At 64.9% G+C, this 16797-nt stretch carries 17 protein-coding genes; 4 read left to right on the top strand and 13 right to left on the bottom strand.

Translation table 11 applies throughout. The features are described from left to right. Positions 1–29 precede the first annotated feature (29 nt). Complete coding sequence (locus tag DIE13_RS26245; protein WP_124830002.1) at positions 30–1211, bottom strand: porin; 1182 nt, start codon at positions 1209–1211, stop codon at positions 30–32. Between the two features lie 363 nt (positions 1212–1574). Between DIE13_RS26245 and DIE13_RS26240 the strand changes: the two genes are divergently transcribed. After that, entirely contained in the window at positions 1575–1850 is a 276-nt protein-coding gene (locus tag DIE13_RS26240) for a DUF4148 domain-containing protein (RefSeq protein WP_124830001.1), read from the top strand. 385 nt (positions 1851–2235) lie between these two features. Here the strand turns inward: DIE13_RS26240 and DIE13_RS26235 are convergent, their stop codons facing one another. The 5 genes from DIE13_RS26235 to DIE13_RS26215 all read right to left on the bottom strand — a co-directional run bounded on the left by DIE13_RS26235 (position 2236) and on the right by DIE13_RS26215 (position 7153). Further along, positions 2236–3333 (bottom strand): porin, encoded by a 1098-nt coding sequence (locus tag DIE13_RS26235; protein ID WP_175751816.1) that lies wholly within the window; start codon positions 3331–3333, stop codon positions 2236–2238. A gap of 237 nt (positions 3334–3570) precedes the next feature. Further along, positions 3571–4257 (bottom strand): response regulator transcription factor, encoded by a 687-nt coding sequence (locus tag DIE13_RS26230; protein WP_124829999.1) that lies wholly within the window; start codon positions 4255–4257, stop codon positions 3571–3573. A 35-nt stretch (positions 4258–4292) separates the two neighbouring features. Then, positions 4293–5633 carry a HAMP domain-containing sensor histidine kinase gene (locus DIE13_RS26225; protein ID WP_233410113.1) on the bottom strand — a complete coding sequence of 447 codons (1341 nt, stop codon included), beginning with the start codon at positions 5631–5633 and terminating at the stop codon, positions 4293–4295. Between the two features lie 74 nt (positions 5634–5707). Further along, a complete protein-coding gene (locus DIE13_RS26220; protein WP_098552903.1) occupies positions 5708–6385 on the bottom strand; it encodes a response regulator transcription factor in 678 nt (225 codons plus the stop codon). 360 nt (positions 6386–6745) lie between these two features. Further along, positions 6746–7153 carry a hypothetical protein gene (locus DIE13_RS26215; protein ID WP_124829998.1) on the bottom strand — a complete coding sequence of 136 codons (408 nt, stop codon included), beginning with the start codon at positions 7151–7153 and terminating at the stop codon, positions 6746–6748. 135 nt (positions 7154–7288) lie between these two features. Here DIE13_RS26215 and DIE13_RS26210 point away from each other — a divergent pair, with 135 nt between their 5' ends. Together DIE13_RS26210 and DIE13_RS26205 are read left to right on the top strand one after the other, a co-directional pair. Continuing rightward, on the top strand, positions 7289–7597 hold the full coding sequence (locus tag DIE13_RS26210) for a DUF4148 domain-containing protein (protein WP_124829997.1): 309 nt from the start codon (positions 7289–7291) through the stop codon (positions 7595–7597). Positions 7598–7855: 258 nt separating this feature from the next. Continuing rightward, a complete protein-coding gene (locus tag DIE13_RS26205) occupies positions 7856–8995 on the top strand; it encodes a patatin-like phospholipase family protein (RefSeq protein ID WP_124829996.1) in 1140 nt (379 codons plus the stop codon). A 176-nt stretch (positions 8996–9171) separates the two neighbouring features. Here DIE13_RS26205 and DIE13_RS26200 read toward each other — a convergent pair whose 3' ends face one another. The 7 genes from DIE13_RS26200 to DIE13_RS33160 form a co-directional block, all read right to left on the bottom strand. Then, positions 9172–11025, bottom strand: a complete 1854-nt coding sequence (locus tag DIE13_RS26200; RefSeq protein ID WP_311768344.1) for a sigma 54-interacting transcriptional regulator — start codon at positions 11023–11025, stop codon at positions 9172–9174. Positions 11026–11139: 114 nt separating this feature from the next. Next, positions 11140–11535, bottom strand: coding sequence for a thioesterase family protein (locus tag DIE13_RS26195; protein WP_124829994.1), 396 nt, complete (start codon positions 11533–11535; stop codon positions 11140–11142). Between the two features lie 147 nt (positions 11536–11682). Beyond that, positions 11683–12804, bottom strand: a complete 1122-nt coding sequence (locus DIE13_RS26190; RefSeq protein ID WP_409333479.1) for a branched-chain amino acid ABC transporter substrate-binding protein — start codon at positions 12802–12804, stop codon at positions 11683–11685. 14 nt (positions 12805–12818) lie between these two features. Then, positions 12819–13538, bottom strand: a complete 720-nt coding sequence (locus DIE13_RS26185) for an HAD family hydrolase (protein ID WP_124829992.1) — start codon at positions 13536–13538, stop codon at positions 12819–12821. 2 nt (positions 13539–13540) lie between these two features. After that, a complete protein-coding gene (locus tag DIE13_RS26180; protein ID WP_124829991.1) occupies positions 13541–14299 on the bottom strand; it encodes an enoyl-CoA hydratase/isomerase family protein in 759 nt (252 codons plus the stop codon). Beyond that, positions 14299–15642 carry a phenylacetate--CoA ligase family protein gene (locus DIE13_RS26175; protein WP_124829990.1) on the bottom strand — a complete coding sequence of 448 codons (1344 nt, stop codon included), beginning with the start codon at positions 15640–15642 and terminating at the stop codon, positions 14299–14301. The genes DIE13_RS26180 and DIE13_RS26175 overlap by 1 nt, the downstream gene beginning before the upstream one ends. A gap of 13 nt (positions 15643–15655) precedes the next feature. Next, on the bottom strand, positions 15656–16042 hold the full coding sequence (locus DIE13_RS33160; RefSeq protein WP_233410027.1) for a thioesterase family protein: 387 nt from the start codon (positions 16040–16042) through the stop codon (positions 15656–15658). A gap of 378 nt (positions 16043–16420) precedes the next feature. Here DIE13_RS33160 and DIE13_RS26165 point away from each other — a divergent pair, with 378 nt between their 5' ends. Continuing rightward, on the top strand, positions 16421–16729 hold the full coding sequence (locus tag DIE13_RS26165) for a helix-turn-helix transcriptional regulator (protein WP_124829988.1): 309 nt from the start codon (positions 16421–16423) through the stop codon (positions 16727–16729). Positions 16730–16797: the final 68 nt, after the last annotated feature.

Here is a 16797-nt window from a genome sequence, read left to right as displayed (position 1 = left end):
GCCATGCCCCCGTCGACCGTGGCGTCGGCTCAGAAACGATGCCGGATACCTGCGGCGACAATCGTCTGCCGGTTGTTCGCCGACGGTGCGAGCGAGTAAATCGACGCATTGCCGAGCACCGCGATGCCGTCCGCGCCGCTGACGTGCTGGTAGACGCCTTCCAGATACAGATCGGTGCGCCGCGACAGCGCGTAGTCGGCCTGCAGCATGAACTGGTTCCACTTCGGCGATACGCTCGCGCCGGCCGTCTCGAAACGGCCGTCGGTGAACGTGTACGAACCGCCGATCGACAGCATCGGCGTGATCGAATAATGCGCGTTCACTTCGTAGTTGTTGAACGTCAGCATCTGGCCGGCCAGCGCGGCATATGCGCCGCCCTGCGAGATCTGGCGCGGGTCGTCGAGCATCGTGCGCGTGAACACCAGCCCCACTGACGCAGGCCCGAACGTGTAGCGGCCGCCCGCGCCGAATGTGCGCTGCCGCGCACCGGTCATGATCGCGTCGCCATCCGTGCTGCTGAGTGCGCCGCTGGCGTTCTCCGGCGTGTTCACACCGCCGGGCTGGCTCGCCTGCAGATAGGCGACCGCGAGGTTCACGGGGCCGCCCGCCCACGCCGCGCCGACGCTGAACGCATTGTTGTCGCTGAAGCCGCCCGCGGCGTTGCTGAACGCGTATGCGCCGCCGAACGTGAATCCGCCGATGGTCGCACTGCGGAACTTGACCGCGTTGTTCATCCGCATGTCGTTGTTCAGGTTGTCGTTGTCGAGCGGATGATCGGCGATGTTGCCGCCGAAACCGGAACCGGTAGCCGACAACGGTGCGACGAAATCGACGAGGAAGTCGTACTGGCGGCCCATCGTCAGCGTGCCCCACTGCCGGCTCGCGAGACCGACCCACGCCTGGCGGCCGAACAGGTCGCCGCCGTTGCCGAGCTTCCCGTTGTCGATGTTGAAGCCGTTCTCGAGATCGAACACCGCGCTCAGGCCGCCACCGAGATCCTCGCTACCGCGCAGCCCCCAGCGGTTCGTGCTCAGGTTGCCGCTTTCCATCATCCAGTTGTCGTGCCCCGCCCCGCCCGTGCCTTTCTGGTTACTGACGTAGTCGATGCCGGTGTCGAGCGTGCCGTACAGCGTCACGCTGCTTTGCGCCTGGGCGGCGGTTGCGAACGTGCCTGCCAGCGTCAGCAGCGTGATTGCCCATGTCTTTGTCATGTTTCATTCCGGAAAAAATAGTCGATGGTTCACGCATCGGGCGGGCTGCCGCGGCAATTGCCACGATGCGATTCGGCCCGCGATGCGATTCGGCCCGCGATGCGCTAGCCGGAATTTAGGCAAGCCGGGTGACATTGAGGTGATGAAAACGCCCTGTTTCATGAAGCTTTTTTCATGTTCGCGACATTGCTTTTCAATGCGTGCCGGCGCGGTGTTTTCGCATGCCGCCGGATAAATTTCTTTTCATGCTTCGACTACCGATCCGCTACCCCACGATGACTATGCTCTTGATCAACCGGAGTGCGAAAACGCGAACGCCTTCCGCTTCGGCCAATCAACCCAGATATTGTGAGGACTACGAATATGAAAGCCATGATGATCGCCCTTGCCGCCGTATGCGCCACGGCCGCTGTTCCGGCCTTTGCCCAGTCGAATGCGTCGCCGGCCCCGCAGCAGCTCGCGTCGGTATCGTCGTCCGGCATGTCGGGCGGCTCGTCGGCGGTGCAGGCCGGATCGTGGGTGGCGCCGTACGGCAGCGCCATGCAGGAGAAAACGCGTGCGCAGGTCTACCAGGAACTGGTTCATGCGCAACAGGACGGCCAGCTCGCGTACCTGAACAAGACGCTGTATGCCCATTGACACGCGCCGGTCGCCGTCCGCCGCCTGCCCGCCGGTGCGTGCATCGCGCCCGCGGCCGGCGGCGCCATCGATCCCGCACACCAGCGCCGGTTTCTTCGGCGCGCCCCGTACCTCCGTTCGCGCCCGACTCCTTCCTGCCCGATGAATATTTCCCCTGCTTTCAAACGCACCGCGCGACTCGTGGCGCTGGCCGTCGCGGCCGGCGCGCTGCTGTCCGGCTGCGCGGCTGCCCGCCCCGACACGCCTGGCGGTTGCGTCGGACCGGCCGATTTCTGCAACGTCTATTTCGGCTCATAGCGCCGGGCCGTCAACTCCGCGCCTCAAACGACACAGGCGCACCGCCCTTTCGGCCGGTGCGCCTGTTTTACATCGGGTAGCCCGATATTCAGAACGAGTGGCGGATCCCGACGCGGGTGACCACCTGCTTGCCGTTCGACGACGGATCGAAGCCGGCGATCTGCGCGACCGCCCCGCCCGTCGCATGCTGATAGGCTGCCAGCGCGTAGACCGCCGTGCGCTTCGACAGTTCGTACTCCGCGCTCAGGTTGATCTGCTGGTACTTGGGCTCCTGACCGGTCGCGTGATCACGGCCTTCCGTATAGGTGAAGCCCGCACCGAAGTTGAGCTCGCTCGTCGCGGCGTACGTGCCGGCCACTTCGTAGTTCTGGAATTTCACGTCCTGCCCGTCGTCGCCCTGCTGGAAGTCGACATTCGTGAAGTTGCCCATCAGCTTGAACGCGCCGAGCTGATACGACGCGCCTGCCGCGAAAATGCCCTGGCTGCGCGCATTCTGCAGGTAATTGCCATATACGGCGTTCGTGTAGCCGGTGCCGTTCTGGTAGCTCTGGATCGATTGCTCCGGATCGTTCACGCGCAAATAGCCTGTGCCTGCCGAGAACGGCCCGTTCGTGTACGACGCGGCCGCGCTGTACGCGGCATTGTTCGAGAACTGCCCGGCCTGTCCGCCGAACGAATACAGCGCTTCTCCGGTGAAGCCGGCGACGGTCGGGCTCGTATACTTGACCGCATTGCTGATCGCGAAGCCGTTGTCGAGGTTGTCCATGTCGTTTGGATGCGAGAAATACCAGCCGCCGTACGCATCGTTCAACGAAAAAGGCTCGATCAGGTCGACGATCGGATCCCACTGCCGGCCGAGCGTCACCGTGCCGTAGGTCTTGCTCGCGAGCCCGATGTACGCGTTGCGCGAGAATGCCAGGCCGCTGCCCAGGCTGCCGTCGGTCGAGCTGAACCCGCTCTCGAGATCGAAGATTGCGGACAGGCCGCCGCCGAGATCCTCCTTGCCGCGCAGCCCCCAGCGGCTGCCCGCGCTGACGCCGCTCGCCATCTGCCACAAATGCTGACCGTTCACGTTGTTCGCGTAATCGATGCCGGTATCCAGCACGCCGTACAGCGTCACGCTGCTTTGCGCATGCGCGACACCGGCCGCGCCGACGCACACCAATGCGACGATCACCCGGTTCAGTCTGAATATCCTGTTCATGCTCGATGGTCCCTTTTTCTAGACGGAGATGGATCGTTCGCAATCCTGTTCTTATCGATTGCGTGGGCGCCAATATATCGGCGCAAAAACCTCACGCACTTGCAATTCCGTCTTTCAGTTTTTGTGTTGGATACGCATGCGGCGGCTATTGACGACGTGCGTCGCCCCCGGTCGCAACACCGGTGTGGGGTCGGTAAACATGTGGAAAAACATCGCGCGTCAGCGCGACGCGAACGTGATCTGATAGCCGTAACGGCTGACCGTCTCGATCTCGACGCCGGAGACGAAACGGGCCAGCTTGCGGCGCAGCCGGCAGACGACGAGATTGACGCTGGACGGATCGACATCTTCCTGATCCTGCCATGCGTAGCGGATGAGTTGCTCGCGTGCCACCGGCGCGTTGACCTGGCGCATCAGGCATTCGAGCAACAGATATTCGCGCCGCGTCACCGCGAGCCGCAACTCGCCGTCGAGTAGCTCACGCGCGAGCGCATCCGGCGTGACGCCGCTCGCAGCCTGCACGTCAGGGGCCACGCTCATACCGACCATGCGCCGCAACGCCTGAATGCGCTCGTGCATTTCGATGAACGAATACGGTTGCGAGAAGCACGCATCGGCGCCCGCGCGCAGCGCGGCTACGCGATCCTGCACGAGCGCGCGACCCAGCACGACGACGAGCGTCGCGCCGCTGCCGCCGTGCGCAAACGACGGCAACGCCGCCAGCAGCGCCGGATAGCCTGCCGGCTCGGATGCCATCGCGACGATCACGTCGAAGTGTTCCTGTGCTGACAGGAACGCACCGTCGCGCAGATCGTCCGCGCGCTGCAGGCTGTGACCGCTCTCCTGCAGCGCCTTGTACAGCCATGCGGCGTCGGGATGCGGGGCCGTGACGAACAGAATACGCATTCAGCACTCTGCCAGGCGATGAAAGGCTGCACCCGTCATGACAGCGTCTTCGACCAGCATTCGATCGTCACGCAGGTGCCGGGATTGGCGCTGTCGATCCGCAGCGAGAAATCGTGCACGTGGATCACCGCGGACACGATGCTCAGCCCGAGCCCCGAGCCGGCCAGGTGTCCTGTCCGCTTGCTGCGATAACGATGCCGCAGCACGGCCTCGCGCTCCTCCGGCGCGATGCCCGGCCCGTTGTCGACCACGTCGATCTGCGGACCATACGGCGTCTGCCGCAGGTCGAGACGCACGACGCCGCCCGCGGTGGTGTACTTCAGCGCGTTGTCGAGCAGGTTCGTGAGCGCCTCGAACAACAACGCGAAATCGCCGTGGATCGGCTCGACCTCGTCCGCGGATACGACGAGCTGGATCGCGCGGCTGTCGGCGAGCGGCTCGAACAGTTCGCCGACGTCGCCGACCAGTTGCCGCAAGTCGACTTCGGCGAAGCCGCCGCGTCGCTGCAGCGTGCCGATCTCCGAAATGCGCAGCATCGCGCGAAAGCGCCCGAGCAGTTCGTCGGTTTCCGCTCGCGCGCGCCCGACGAGGCTCGCGAGTTCCGCGTCGTCGCTCACGGCCTGGCGTTCGGCCGCATGCGCGAGCAACGTGTGAACGTGCGCGAGCGGCGTGCGCAGATCGTGCGCAATGCCATCGCAGACGCCCTTGACCTCGTTCATCAGACGCTCGACTTCGGACAGCATGTGGTTGACGAGATGCGCCAGCATGTCGATCTCGTCGCGCCCGCCGACCGGCAGACGCTGCCCCAGATCGCCTTGCGCGATGCGCTGCGTGACCTGCCGGATTTCCTTGAGCCGGCGCATCTGCCGGATGCTCAGCAACAAGCCGCCCGCGATGCCGGTCGCGAAGCAGAAGATGCCGCCGCCCACCAGCGCATTGATGATCGCCTCGCGAATGCGCAGGATGTGCGTGAGGTCACGCGCGAGCACCAGCCTGTCGCCGTCCGCACGTTGCTCGCCCATCGCACGCACGACGGGCGCGATCTGGCCGCTGGAGATCTTCAGCGTGTGGTTGAGCGTCGTGCCGCTGCGGTCCGTCTTGAGCTCGGACGGAAACTCCATCACGTCGCCCGCGATGTGCCGGCCGTCCGCCGCAAACAGACCGTAATAGTTGGTGTGCATCCGCTCGCGCTCGAGCCGGCGATGGATCGCGTTCGCCAATTCGGTATCGGGTATCGAATTGAAATAGATCATCTGCCAGTCGATCACGACGTCGGTTTCGCGCTCCATGCCGTGCGTGATCGCGGTCGCGAGGACGCCGAGCAGCAGCATCACCGACAGCGAAAACATCACCGCGTAGACGGCGACCAGCCGCATCGTGGTCGAATACCAGCGCCGCGGCGCCGGCGACGTTTGTGCCGCGCCGGGCGCGTCGGTCAGAACAGTCGTAGTCACGAGAGAATGTAGCCCGACCCGCGCACGGTAACGATCAACGGTTTCGAGTCCGGCGGCTCGATTTTCTTGCGCAGGCGTCCCATGTGGACATCGATCAGGTTGGTACCGGGGTCGAAGTGATAGCCCCACACGGCCTCGAACAGCATCGTGCGGGTGATGGTCTGACCGGCGTGCCGCATCATGAATTCGAGCACGCGGTATTCGGTCGGCAGCAGCGAAATCTCGTCGCCGTCGCGATAGACCTTGCGCGACACCAGATTCAGCGTCAGCGGACCAACGCTCAGCGTCGTTTCGGCCTGCGCAGGCGACGCCTGGCTACGGCGCAGCAGGACCTCGATGCGCGCAGCCATTTCCTCGGGGTCGAATGGTTTCGTCAGGTAATCGTCACCGCCCGCGCGCAGGCCGCGAACGCGCTCGTCGACGTCGCCGAGCGCACTCAGCATCAGTACCGGGGTACGAACCCCGATGCTGCGCATCGTCATCAGGATGGTGAGGCCGTCGACTCCGGGCAGCATGCGATCGAGCGTAATGACGTCGTATTCGTCGCTGATCGCGCGCGCCATGCCGTCGCGGCCGTTCGACACCCATTCGACGTCGAAGCCCAGGCATTTCAATTCGCCGACGATTTCTTTCGCACTGATTTCATCGTCTTCGATCGTGAGCACTCGCGGCATCATCGTTTCGCATGCCGCACCACCATCGGCCATCGCGTGCGGCACACGTGTCTGGCTGTTCAAAGGCGTTGATGTTGCCATATTCGGTTCGCACTTGCAGCGCATCGCGCTGATGTCCCGGAAAAGACCGCGCTCGAATCCCGGCGGTCGTACGCAGATTACACATGCGTACATGGCGGTCGCCGATCAGTTTCATGAAAAAAAATTTAAGAAGCGGGCGCGCCGATGCAGCCGGTGCATGCGAGCGATGCCGGATCGGAATGGAAGGCGCTGCGGGGCGGCACGCGAAGCAGCAGGCTGCAGTGCGCTGCGGAGATGGATGGCGAGGCAAGCGCCCCGCTACGCCGGAGCCACCGGCGATCACGAATGTTGCGGGGCACCCTCCGTCTGGCGCGCTGCCTGCGCGGCGTGCGATGCCGCGGCCCGATGCGCGAGCGCCTGTGCCCGATGTTCGCGCTCGACCCGCGCATGCAGCAAGGTCGCATCGGCGATGGCTACCCCCGAGCCCTGAATCTTCGCTTCCGACAGCGCCGACGCCGCCATCAGCGATACCGCCATCAGGATCATTGCCGTGTTTCGTTTCATCATCCGCTCCAGGTGATCGGTCGCCGGGCCCGTGGCCCGAATTCGCACCGGACGCGGCGCGATCGACAGACGCGACGATAAGCCCGCGCGATTAAACAATCGCGAACGCAAACGTGAACGGATTTTTAGATGCGCCCGCAACGACCGGCGGATGCCCGGCCGGTTCGCGCGTGCATGAAACAAGTTTCATCTTTGCTCTGCCGTTCCGATATTCCCGCCCCCTTAGGCTTCGACTCGTGATTCGCGCCACGCACCGGCCGAACCGTCATCCACCGCCCGGACACGTTCGCCCGGACGATCGTCACCAAGGAGCCGTTCATGAAACTCAATCCCCGCGTACTGGCCTGCACGTTGCTGATGGTGTTGGGCACCGCCGCGCACGCCGCACCGAAACTGACGCAGCAGCAATGCTCGGAATATCCGTTCGTCCACACCCAGGGCCCCGTCACGCACGCTCAGCTGGTCAACGAACTGTCGGAGCTGGAAGCGGTCGGCTACAACCCGTCCGCCGGCGACGAAGGCGATTACCCGGACGACATCGACGGCGCGCAGCAGCGTCTGATGGCCGAGTATCAGCAGGATTGCCACGGCGCCGCCGGCAGTTCGATCGCGTCGAACACGCCGTAAGCACGGCCGGATCACTGCATCACCGACTCACGAGCGAGATTTGCCGCACGGGCAGCATTGCCGTGCGGCTCTTTTTGCTGGCGCGCGTGGCGAGCCCGCGCGCGTGCCGGTCAATTCGACGTCGGCTTTGCGATCGAGGGCCGACGTGGCGGCGCCCGACCGGCAACGCTCGATTCCCGCACGAGAACCGTCCGCCGATCGCCTACACTGATTCCATCCGGCCGGCGCCTCCGGCCGTTACCGACCACGGGACCAGCGATGACGGCGAATCACTCCGCACCTCCGAAACTGCCCGGGCAAGTCGTGCTCGTCCTCCAGGGCGGCGGCGCGCTGGGCGCGTACCAGCTCGGCGTCTATGAGGCGCTCGACGCCGCCGGCATCCAGCCCGACTGGATCATCGGCACGTCGATCGGCGCGATCAACGCGGCGCTGATCGCCGGCAATGCACCGGGACACCGCGCGCAACGGATGGCCGAGTTCTGGCGCCGCGTCACCGAACGGCCCGCGCTCAACGTGCCGGGCTTCCCGACGAGCTGGGACAAGATCGGCGCCGAGCTCGGAGTCATCGGCGCGGGCATCCCGGGATTTTTCCGGCCGAACCCGGCCGCGTGGCTCGGGCCGCTCGCGCACGTCGGCGTCGAGCACGCGTCGTACTACGTGGTCGATCCGCTGCGCGCCACGCTCGTCTCGCTCGTCGATTTCGACCGGCTGAACGCCGGCCGGCCGCGCGTGACCGTCGGCGCGGTCGATGCGTGTACCGGCGCGATGCACTATTTCGATTCGCGCGACCGGCCGCTCGGCATCGAGCACGTGATGAGTTCGGGCGCGCTGCCACCCGCGTTTCCGGCCGTGCGGATCGACGGCGCACCTTACTGGGACGGCGGCATCTATTCGAATACGCCGGTCGAGGTCGTGCTGGACGATGCGCCGCGCCGCAGCTCGATCATCTTCTCGGTACAGATGTGGAATCCGGTCGGGCCCGAGCCGAAAAGCATCTGGCAGGTGTCGGAGCGGCAGAAGGACATCCAGTACGCGAGCCGCACCGACAGCCATATCGCGCGGCAACAGCAGATTCACCGGCTGCGGCACGTCATCCAGGAACTGGTCACGCGGCTGCCGGAAGCGGAGCGCGCGTCGGCCGACGTGCAGGCGCTCGCCGCGTGGGGCTGCCAGACGACGATGCGCGTGATCAAGCTCGCGGCGCCGCGGCTCGACGGCGACGACCAGTGGAAGGACATCGATTTCACGCCGGCCGGGATTGCGGCGCGCCGGCAGGCGGGGTTCGAGGCGACGATGCAGACGATCGCCGCGCGGCCGTGGGAAATCCCGATGGATCCGACGGAAGGATTGAGCGTGTGGAGTCCGGAGGAGAACCGGATCGGGGAGCAGCATAGCTGATGCCGATGCGGCGCGCGGTATCGCCGCGCGGATCGCCTGCCACGTAGCATCGAGCTGCACACGCGCACTCGCACTCGCACTCATGCCGCCATGGCACAGCCGCGCCCCGACTCGAACGGCCGAGCCGATCGGCACCGGCGTCGACAGCGACACACGCGCCGAAAGGCCTGATCCGGCTAAAGCAACGGCCGCTCGAGCTTGATGTTGTATCGCTTCACCTTTGCATACAATGCCGGCTTCGAGATTTCGAGCAGGGCCGCGCATCGCGTCACGTTGAATCGGCACGCGGCCAGCGCGTGATGGATTGCGTCGCGCTCGACGTCCTTCAGCGATTGAATCGCCTGATCGCCCCGCGTGCCGGGCGTTCCGTGCATGCCGGGTGTCGGTATCGGATCGGACATGCCGAGCGGGCCTCGCGGCGGCCGCAACAAAGCCGACACGTCGTCGATGATGCCTTCGTCGCTCAGGTTCACGGTGCGCTCGACGAGATTCTCCAGCTCCCGGACATTGCCGGGCCATGCGTAGGCATGCATCTGATCGAGCGCCCGTTTGCTGAACCCGAATATCTTCTTGTTCAGCAGCGTTGCGTACTTGCTCAGGAAAAAGTTCGCGGTCGCCGTGATGTCGGCCTTGCGCGATCGCAACGGCGGAATCGAGATCTCGATGACATTGCAGCGATAGTACAGATCCTCCCGGAACTCCTTCGCCGCTACCATCGCTTCCAGATCGCGGTTGCTCGCACAGATGATCCGCACGTCGATCGGGATACCCTTGGTATCCCCGAGCCGGGTCACTTCGCGTTCCTGGAGTACGCGCAGAAGCTTCGCCTGTACGTCGATCGGAAGCTCCGAAATTTCATCGAGAAAGACGGTGCCCCCGTCGGCGGACTCGAATTTCCCCGGGCGGCCTTCCTTGGTCGCCCCGGTGAAACTGCCCGGCGCGTGCCCGAACAGTTCGCTTTCGATGAGGTCGTGCGGCAGCGCGGCGCAGTTGATCGCAATGAACGGCTGGGCCTGGCGTACGCTCGCGTTGTGGATCGACTGCGCGAAAACCTCCTTGCCGACGCCGCTTTCGCCGCTGAGCAGCAGATTCGCCGAACCGTGCGCCGCCTTGCGGGCGGCACCGATCGCGTCGAGCAGACTGTCGCTCTGCCCGACGATGTTCTCGAACGTATAGCGCGCGTAGTTGCCCGCATACTTGCCGGCGATGCTGCGCACGCGCTTGATCTCGCGAAACGTGTTGACGACGGAAACCACCTGCCCGCAGCTGTTCTTGACGGGAATCGCCGTGTCGATCAGGTGCAGGTGACGGGCGGGCGAATCGATGATGAGTTCGCGATCGACGTAGCCCACGCCCGTCGTGAAGATCGGCGCAATGATCGGCTCGAAGTCGATCAGCGCCTCGAGCGGCCGCCCGATGCTGGCCACCGGATCGATCCCGAGAATCCGTCCCGCGACGGTACTCGCGTGACGCACGATGCCGCCTCGACCGAGCACCATCAGCCCGTCGCCGATGTGGTCGATGATCGCTTTCTGTTCTTCCACCAGCGTCTGGTGCGCGACGAGATCGAAATGACTTTTCAGCAAGACGCCCAGCGTGATGTCGAGCAGCGCGAGCATGTCGTGCAGCGACCGCGCGTCGCGTTCCGCTCGCCGCAACGCGAGCAGGTAGACCCCGGCGGATCCGGCCGGCACGCAGATAGCGGCGCAGTGCAGGCCGCCCGCGGCAGCGAGCGGCACATCGACCGTTGCGCTGCCGCCTTCCCGCAGCGCATCGCGGACGTCGCGCAGCAACCGGTCGAGTTCCAGCGCGCCGACGTCGATGCCGCACTGCGTGGCCAGCGCGCGCGCATCGTCGTCCGCCGCTTCGAACGGAACCGCGTCGTCGCCCAACGTCAGCAGGTACGCGCCGAACCGCTGCGCCGCAACACGTCTTGCATCGCGCCAGCAAGCCGTATCGATCGCTGACCGGAGATCGCTGGATCGGTCGGCAGCGTCCAGACTTCGCTCGTCCATTATCGTTCGCAGCACGGTGGCAGATCCGCCCAGCTTACCAGCGCAAAAACCGTTCATGTTGAACCCCGTTGCCGCCCGTGCGACGAACGCTCGCGCCACTGCCGGCCCCATTGCCGGCCATTGCCGCGATCAACGGCGCGACGCGGCCTTCTTCTCGATGGCGGCGCGATCGACGATCGCGCGTGCATGCGTTCCGCCGCCGACTTGTCCTTTGGGATCGTGCACGACGACATCGAATACGAACAGGCTGCCTTCCCGCCCGCGGAAGCTGGCTGTGGCGCTCACTTGCGCATCGACCGGCGTGGGTGCCGAGTGCGTCAGCTGCGTCGTGACGCCGACCGACAACTGCCCGTCCTCCAGTTCGCCGCGCATGATTTCCGCACATGCCCGCTCCATGAGGCCGAGCATCGCGGGCGTCGACATCACGTCCGGATACGTTTCATCCGAATCGTTGCCGAAGGCGGAAGCCAGGTCCTGCACGGCGACCCGACGCGTCAGGGTCGCCGTCGCTCCGGAATTGATCATGAAATCTCCTTTTTCGGTCAAACCATTGCCGCGATGCCGATGCCGCGCGGCTGAATCGCTACGGCGTCGGGCCGTTCATCCAGGCATCGAAGCCCGGCCCGGCGCGACCACGGCGCCGCCCCGAACCGGGCTTCGACGCCGCGTTCGCTACTGCGCGCCGACCGGCGTCAGGGTGCCGCCCGACAGCTTGTAGACGGTCACCGGCGCATCGACCCAGTCGCCCTGCGCGTCGAACTTCACCGGCCCGAGCATGCTGCCGAACGATCGCTCGCGCATCACCTTCGAATACACCTCGGGCGACGTCGAATTGGCCTTTTGCATCGCATCGGCCACGACGAGCGTCGCCGCATAGAAGCTCGGCGCATAGGTATCCACGTCGGCGCCGAACGCGCTCCTGAACCGGCTCCTGAAACGCTTGCCGTCGGGCAGGCTGTCGAGCGGCGCGCCGCCCTGCGCACAGAACATCCTGTTGTCGAGAACGTTGTTCGACAGTTTGCTGAACTCGGGCGAACAGATGCCGTCGCCGCCGACCAGCACGGCGTTGATGCCGAGATCGACCATCTGGCGGGCAAGCAGCGCCGCCTGCGCGTAATAGCCGCCGTAGAACACGACCTGCGGATTGGTCGCCTTGATGTGCGTGAGGATGCCCTTGAAGTCCGTCGTCTTGTCCGTGCTGTATTCACGCGCGACGACGGTCATGCCGTTCTTTTCCGCGGTTTTCACGAACACGTCCGCCACGCCGCTGCCGTACGCGGTCCGGTCGTCGACCACGGCCGCGCGCTTGAGCTTCAGCACGTTGGCCGAGTAATCGGCCATGCGCCGGCCCATCACGTTGTCGTTCGTCGCGAGACGATAAACGTACGGAAATCCCAGCCGGGTCAGCTCCGGGTTCGACGATGCGCCCGTGATCATCACGACATGCGCATCGTTGTAGATCCGCGCGGCCGGGATGCTCACGCCGGAGTTGTAGTGCCCGATCACGGCCGCCACGCCGCCGTCGACCAGCTTCTGCGCAACGTTCACGCCCACCTTCGGATCGCCCTGATCGTCGACCGACACCAGTTGAAATTTGACCGGCTGTCCGCCGATCACCAGCTTGCGTGCGTTCAGCTCGTTGATGGCCAGCTGCACGCCGCGTTCGTCGTCCTTGCCGCTCTGGGCGGAGCTGCCCGTCAGCGGGCCGGCCGCGCCGATCTTGACGACGGTATCGGCACTCGCACCGGACGGAAATCCGGTCACGCCGGCACCGACGACGGTGACGGCAAACATCAGGATCGTGCGTTTCATTTCAATTCCCCCGAAGTGGCGGACTGCGACCGGGTCAGGACATCGCGAACGGGCGACAGCGTCTTGAACTCGAAATCGGGACGCGGCTGCCAGGGGCCGAGCGTGTCCGCGGCGCGGTTGATCCATGCCACGTGCATGCCGAGCGGCTTCGCGCCATCGATATCCGCCCAGCTGGCGAGCGAACAGTGCAACACGTCGTGCGCGTCCAGCCCGAGGCGATCCAGCGCGAGGCTGAAGATCAGATGCGAAGGCTTGTAGGCCCTGGCCATCTCGGCCGTCGTGACGTGCTCGAAATAGCGCGTCAGCTGGCTTCTGCGCCAGAGGTCGCTATCCATGTTCGTGATCGGCATCAGCGGATATCGCGACCCTGCCCAGTCGAGAAACTCGAGCGCATCCGCGTGCGGCGGCGACGACTCGACGAGGTGCGTGAGCAGCACGTCGGTGAGCGCCTCGACGTCGTGGCCGTCGAGCGCGTTCGGGAACAGCGCGTCGATGCAGCCGGTCAGTGCGTCCTGCGCGACCGCGCGATAGCTGCGGTACGCGCCGCCGCGATAGGTCCGCACGTTGCGCATGTCCCAGTCGAGGTACACGTCGAATACCGGACGCGAAGAAGCGACGCCGAGGATACGCATGACTTCGGCAATCCCCGCCATGCCCCCCTTGTCGACATCCACCAGCGTGCCGAAATAGTCGAACGTCAGTGCTTTGATATTCATGGTCATTTCCTCGCGGCAAAGGCCTGGACACGGCGGGCGGCGTCGGGTGTCGCAAACGCCGCCACGGTTGCGGACTGCTCGAGCTCGAGACTGCGGGTCAAATCGGTCGACAACTCCATCGTCAGCAGACGCTTCAGTCTCGATATGGAAAAGACGGAACGTTCGGCGACACGCGCGGCGAGCTCCAGCGCGGTTTCGACAACCTTTCCCGGTTCGACGACGCGATTGACGAGGCCCAGTGCATGCAGTTGCCGGGCCGACTGGCGCTCGCCCAGCAGCCACAGCTCCATGGCGCGCTGATGGCCGACGCTCTGCGGCAGAAGTTGCGTCACGCCCCCGGTGACGAACTGCCCCCACTCCATTTCAGGGAAAAAACACACCAGGTCGTCCGACGCCACGACCAGATCGCAGTTGAGCAGCCACTCGAATCCGCCGCCGACGGCAAACCCGTGCACGGCGCCAATGACCGGTTTGCCGTTGAACATCAGGTCGCGCGTGATCTGCTGGATGCGTTCGACGTGACGGCGGATGCTTGCATCGCTCTCGGTCTGCCTGTCGAACTCCTTCAGATCGTCGCCCGCGCAGAAGGCCCGGCCCGCGCCCGTGAATACGATCGCGTTGCAGCCGTCATCGGCATTGGCCTCCACCAGCGCCCGATGAAGATCGTCCAGCAGGTCGCCGCTGATCGCGTTCAGCCGCTCCGGGCGATTGAGGATCACCGTCGACACGGCCCCCGATTTCTCGATTCTTGCGTAGCTCATCACGCCTCCTTTTCGACCCAGCGGGTTTTTCCTTCGGTGCGCGGGAAATGCTCGAACGGCACCATCGTCACGTCGGCCGTCGAACCGACCCTCGTGCGGATCGCCGCCTCGACCTGCTCCCTGGCCTTCGGCCAGTCGGCGGCCGGCAATCCCTGCGCGGCTTCGACCGTCATCGTGATCCGGTCGTACGGCCCGTCCCCCTTCAACACGATCCGGAAGATTCCCGACGCCCATTGCGGCAGCGATTCGACGGCCACGCGAACGGCGCTCGGGAACACGTTGATGCCGCGCACGTTGAACATGTCGTCGGTGCGGCCGGTGACGCGGAATCGCCACGCCGTGCGGCCGTCCGGCCCGCGATCGACGCCGGTCACGGTGACGACGTCTCGCGTGCGGTAGCGAACGAGCGGCTGGCACTCCTTCTGCAAGTGCGTACAGACGAGTTCGCCGACGGTCCCCGCCTCGATCGGCAGGCGTTGCAACGTGGCGGGATCGACGATTTCGGCAAAGACGACGTCGCTCGCGTGATACAGCAAATCGTTGGTCCAGTCGGTTTGTCCGCCGAGAATGCTCAGCACTTCCGACAGACCGAAGTTGGCGTTGCGGATCCGGAAGCCCCACTTTTCTTCCATCGCGTTGCGCAGATCCAGGTTGTCGAGCCCGGCCTCACCGCCGAACAGGCCCAACGTCAGCTTCAGGTCTCGGGGGCGAAAATCGGTCGATTCACGCAGGATCTGTTCGATGAGCCCCGGATACGAAGGCGTGCACGAAATCGCGTTGATGCCGAGATTGACGATCGAGTCGATCAGCAGACGCGTATTGCCCACGCCGAACGGCACGACCGTCGCGCCGGTCGCCTCGAGAATCGTGTGATCGGTGAAGCCGCCGGTCCACATGCAGTAGTTCAGGCAGTGAACCACGCGATCCGTCGGCCGCAACCCGGCGGCCCACATCGACCGCGCGCCGACCCGGGCGACCCGATACGCATCGGCCGCGCTGTTCGCAAGAATCAACGGGCGTCCGGTCGTCCCGGAGGTGCGATGAAGGCGGGACACGCCCGCCTCGCCGCAAGCCACGTAGTCGCCGAATGGAGAGGCCGCCTCCTGGCTGACCCGGAGTTCGTCCTTCTCGGTGAAAGGCAGCTCCTGCAGCGAATCCAGCGTCACTTCCCGGTCGATCCAGCGCGACAGCTTCCCGCGATAGAACGTCGACATCGAACGGATGTAGTCCCACTGGGGCGACCATAGCCCGTCTTGATGCCGGCGCACCTGCCCGGGCGGCAGGGTTTCGAATGCCTCGTCGAAAAGCGCGTTGTTTGCGTTGATTGACGACTCCACTTTCATGTTCTCGCTTCCTTTAGCATGACGAATCTATATCGCCGACACGGCCGCGACGGCTTGCACACTGGAACTCGAGTGCGGAACGCTCCACGATCGAGCGCGCATGACTCGCGCTCGCCACCGGACCGGCCGCATCGGTCGCCACGACATCGAACCAGTACCGTTCGCCGTCGAACGTCCGGAACGTCGCGGTGACGAAAACCGGGACATCCGATCGCGTCGGCGCCAGATGCGTGAAATGCGTCATGCGGCCGATCGAACACTCATCGTTCCGAATTCGGTCGCACATCGCGTCGACACAGGCGGCTTCCACGAGGCCCATCAATGCGGACATGGACAGCACGTCGGGATCGCATGCCTGCGCGTCGCGGCGACAACGCCCACCTGGCTTCGGCGTCCCCATCGCTTTCGAGACCGTCGCACGTTTCGCTGGCATCGGGCGGACTCCTCCGGTTCATTTACGCTCCAATACCGCAAAGCCCGTGCCAGGCCGAGGCCAAACCGAAAACCCTTGCCCGACGGGCGCATGCGGTCAACACGGCAGAACACCGTATTCGATCTGAACGGAAAGAATATTTACGATCGGAATGAAAACTGTCGGTGACTGGCCAGCAGTCCGGCGCTCCAGAAGCGTTCCGGGAACCATCCGGCCCCGAAATGCGGATCACTATCAACCCCATTGGCATCAGTGCCTTCCGCGAATATCGTCATTTTCCGATATAAGATTCGACCATCGACGATACCTCGTCAGCACCGGCTCCCCCGACCACCCGCCCTTTCCATGCCGACCGAACTCGACATCGACGCGATCCTGAAAGCGCTCTCGAACCCCGTGCGCAGGGAAATCCTCGTCTGGCTGAAAACGCCCGACGCGCATTTCCCGGCACAAACGCTGCCGTTCGACCACGGCGTCTGCGCGGGCCAGATCGACGCGCGCTGCGGGCTGTCGCAGTCGACCGTCTCCGCGCACCTCGCGACGCTGCAGCGCGCGGGGCTCGTGACGTCGACGCGGATCGGCCAGTGGGCGTTTTTCCGGCGCAACGAGGCCGTCATCGACGCATTTCACGACGCGTTGCGCCGCGAACTCTAGCCACCGGCCGAATCGGCCCTACGGGTTTCGGCCGTGTGCCTGCACCGGCTTGCCCGTTTTTCGTGAAG

Source organism: Burkholderia sp. Bp9016 (assembly GCF_003857765.1).
Taxonomy (GTDB): Bacteria; Pseudomonadota; Gammaproteobacteria; order Burkholderiales; family Burkholderiaceae; genus Burkholderia.
Note: the sequence above shows the minus strand (reverse complement) of the source record. Positions and strands in the feature narration are given on the sequence as shown.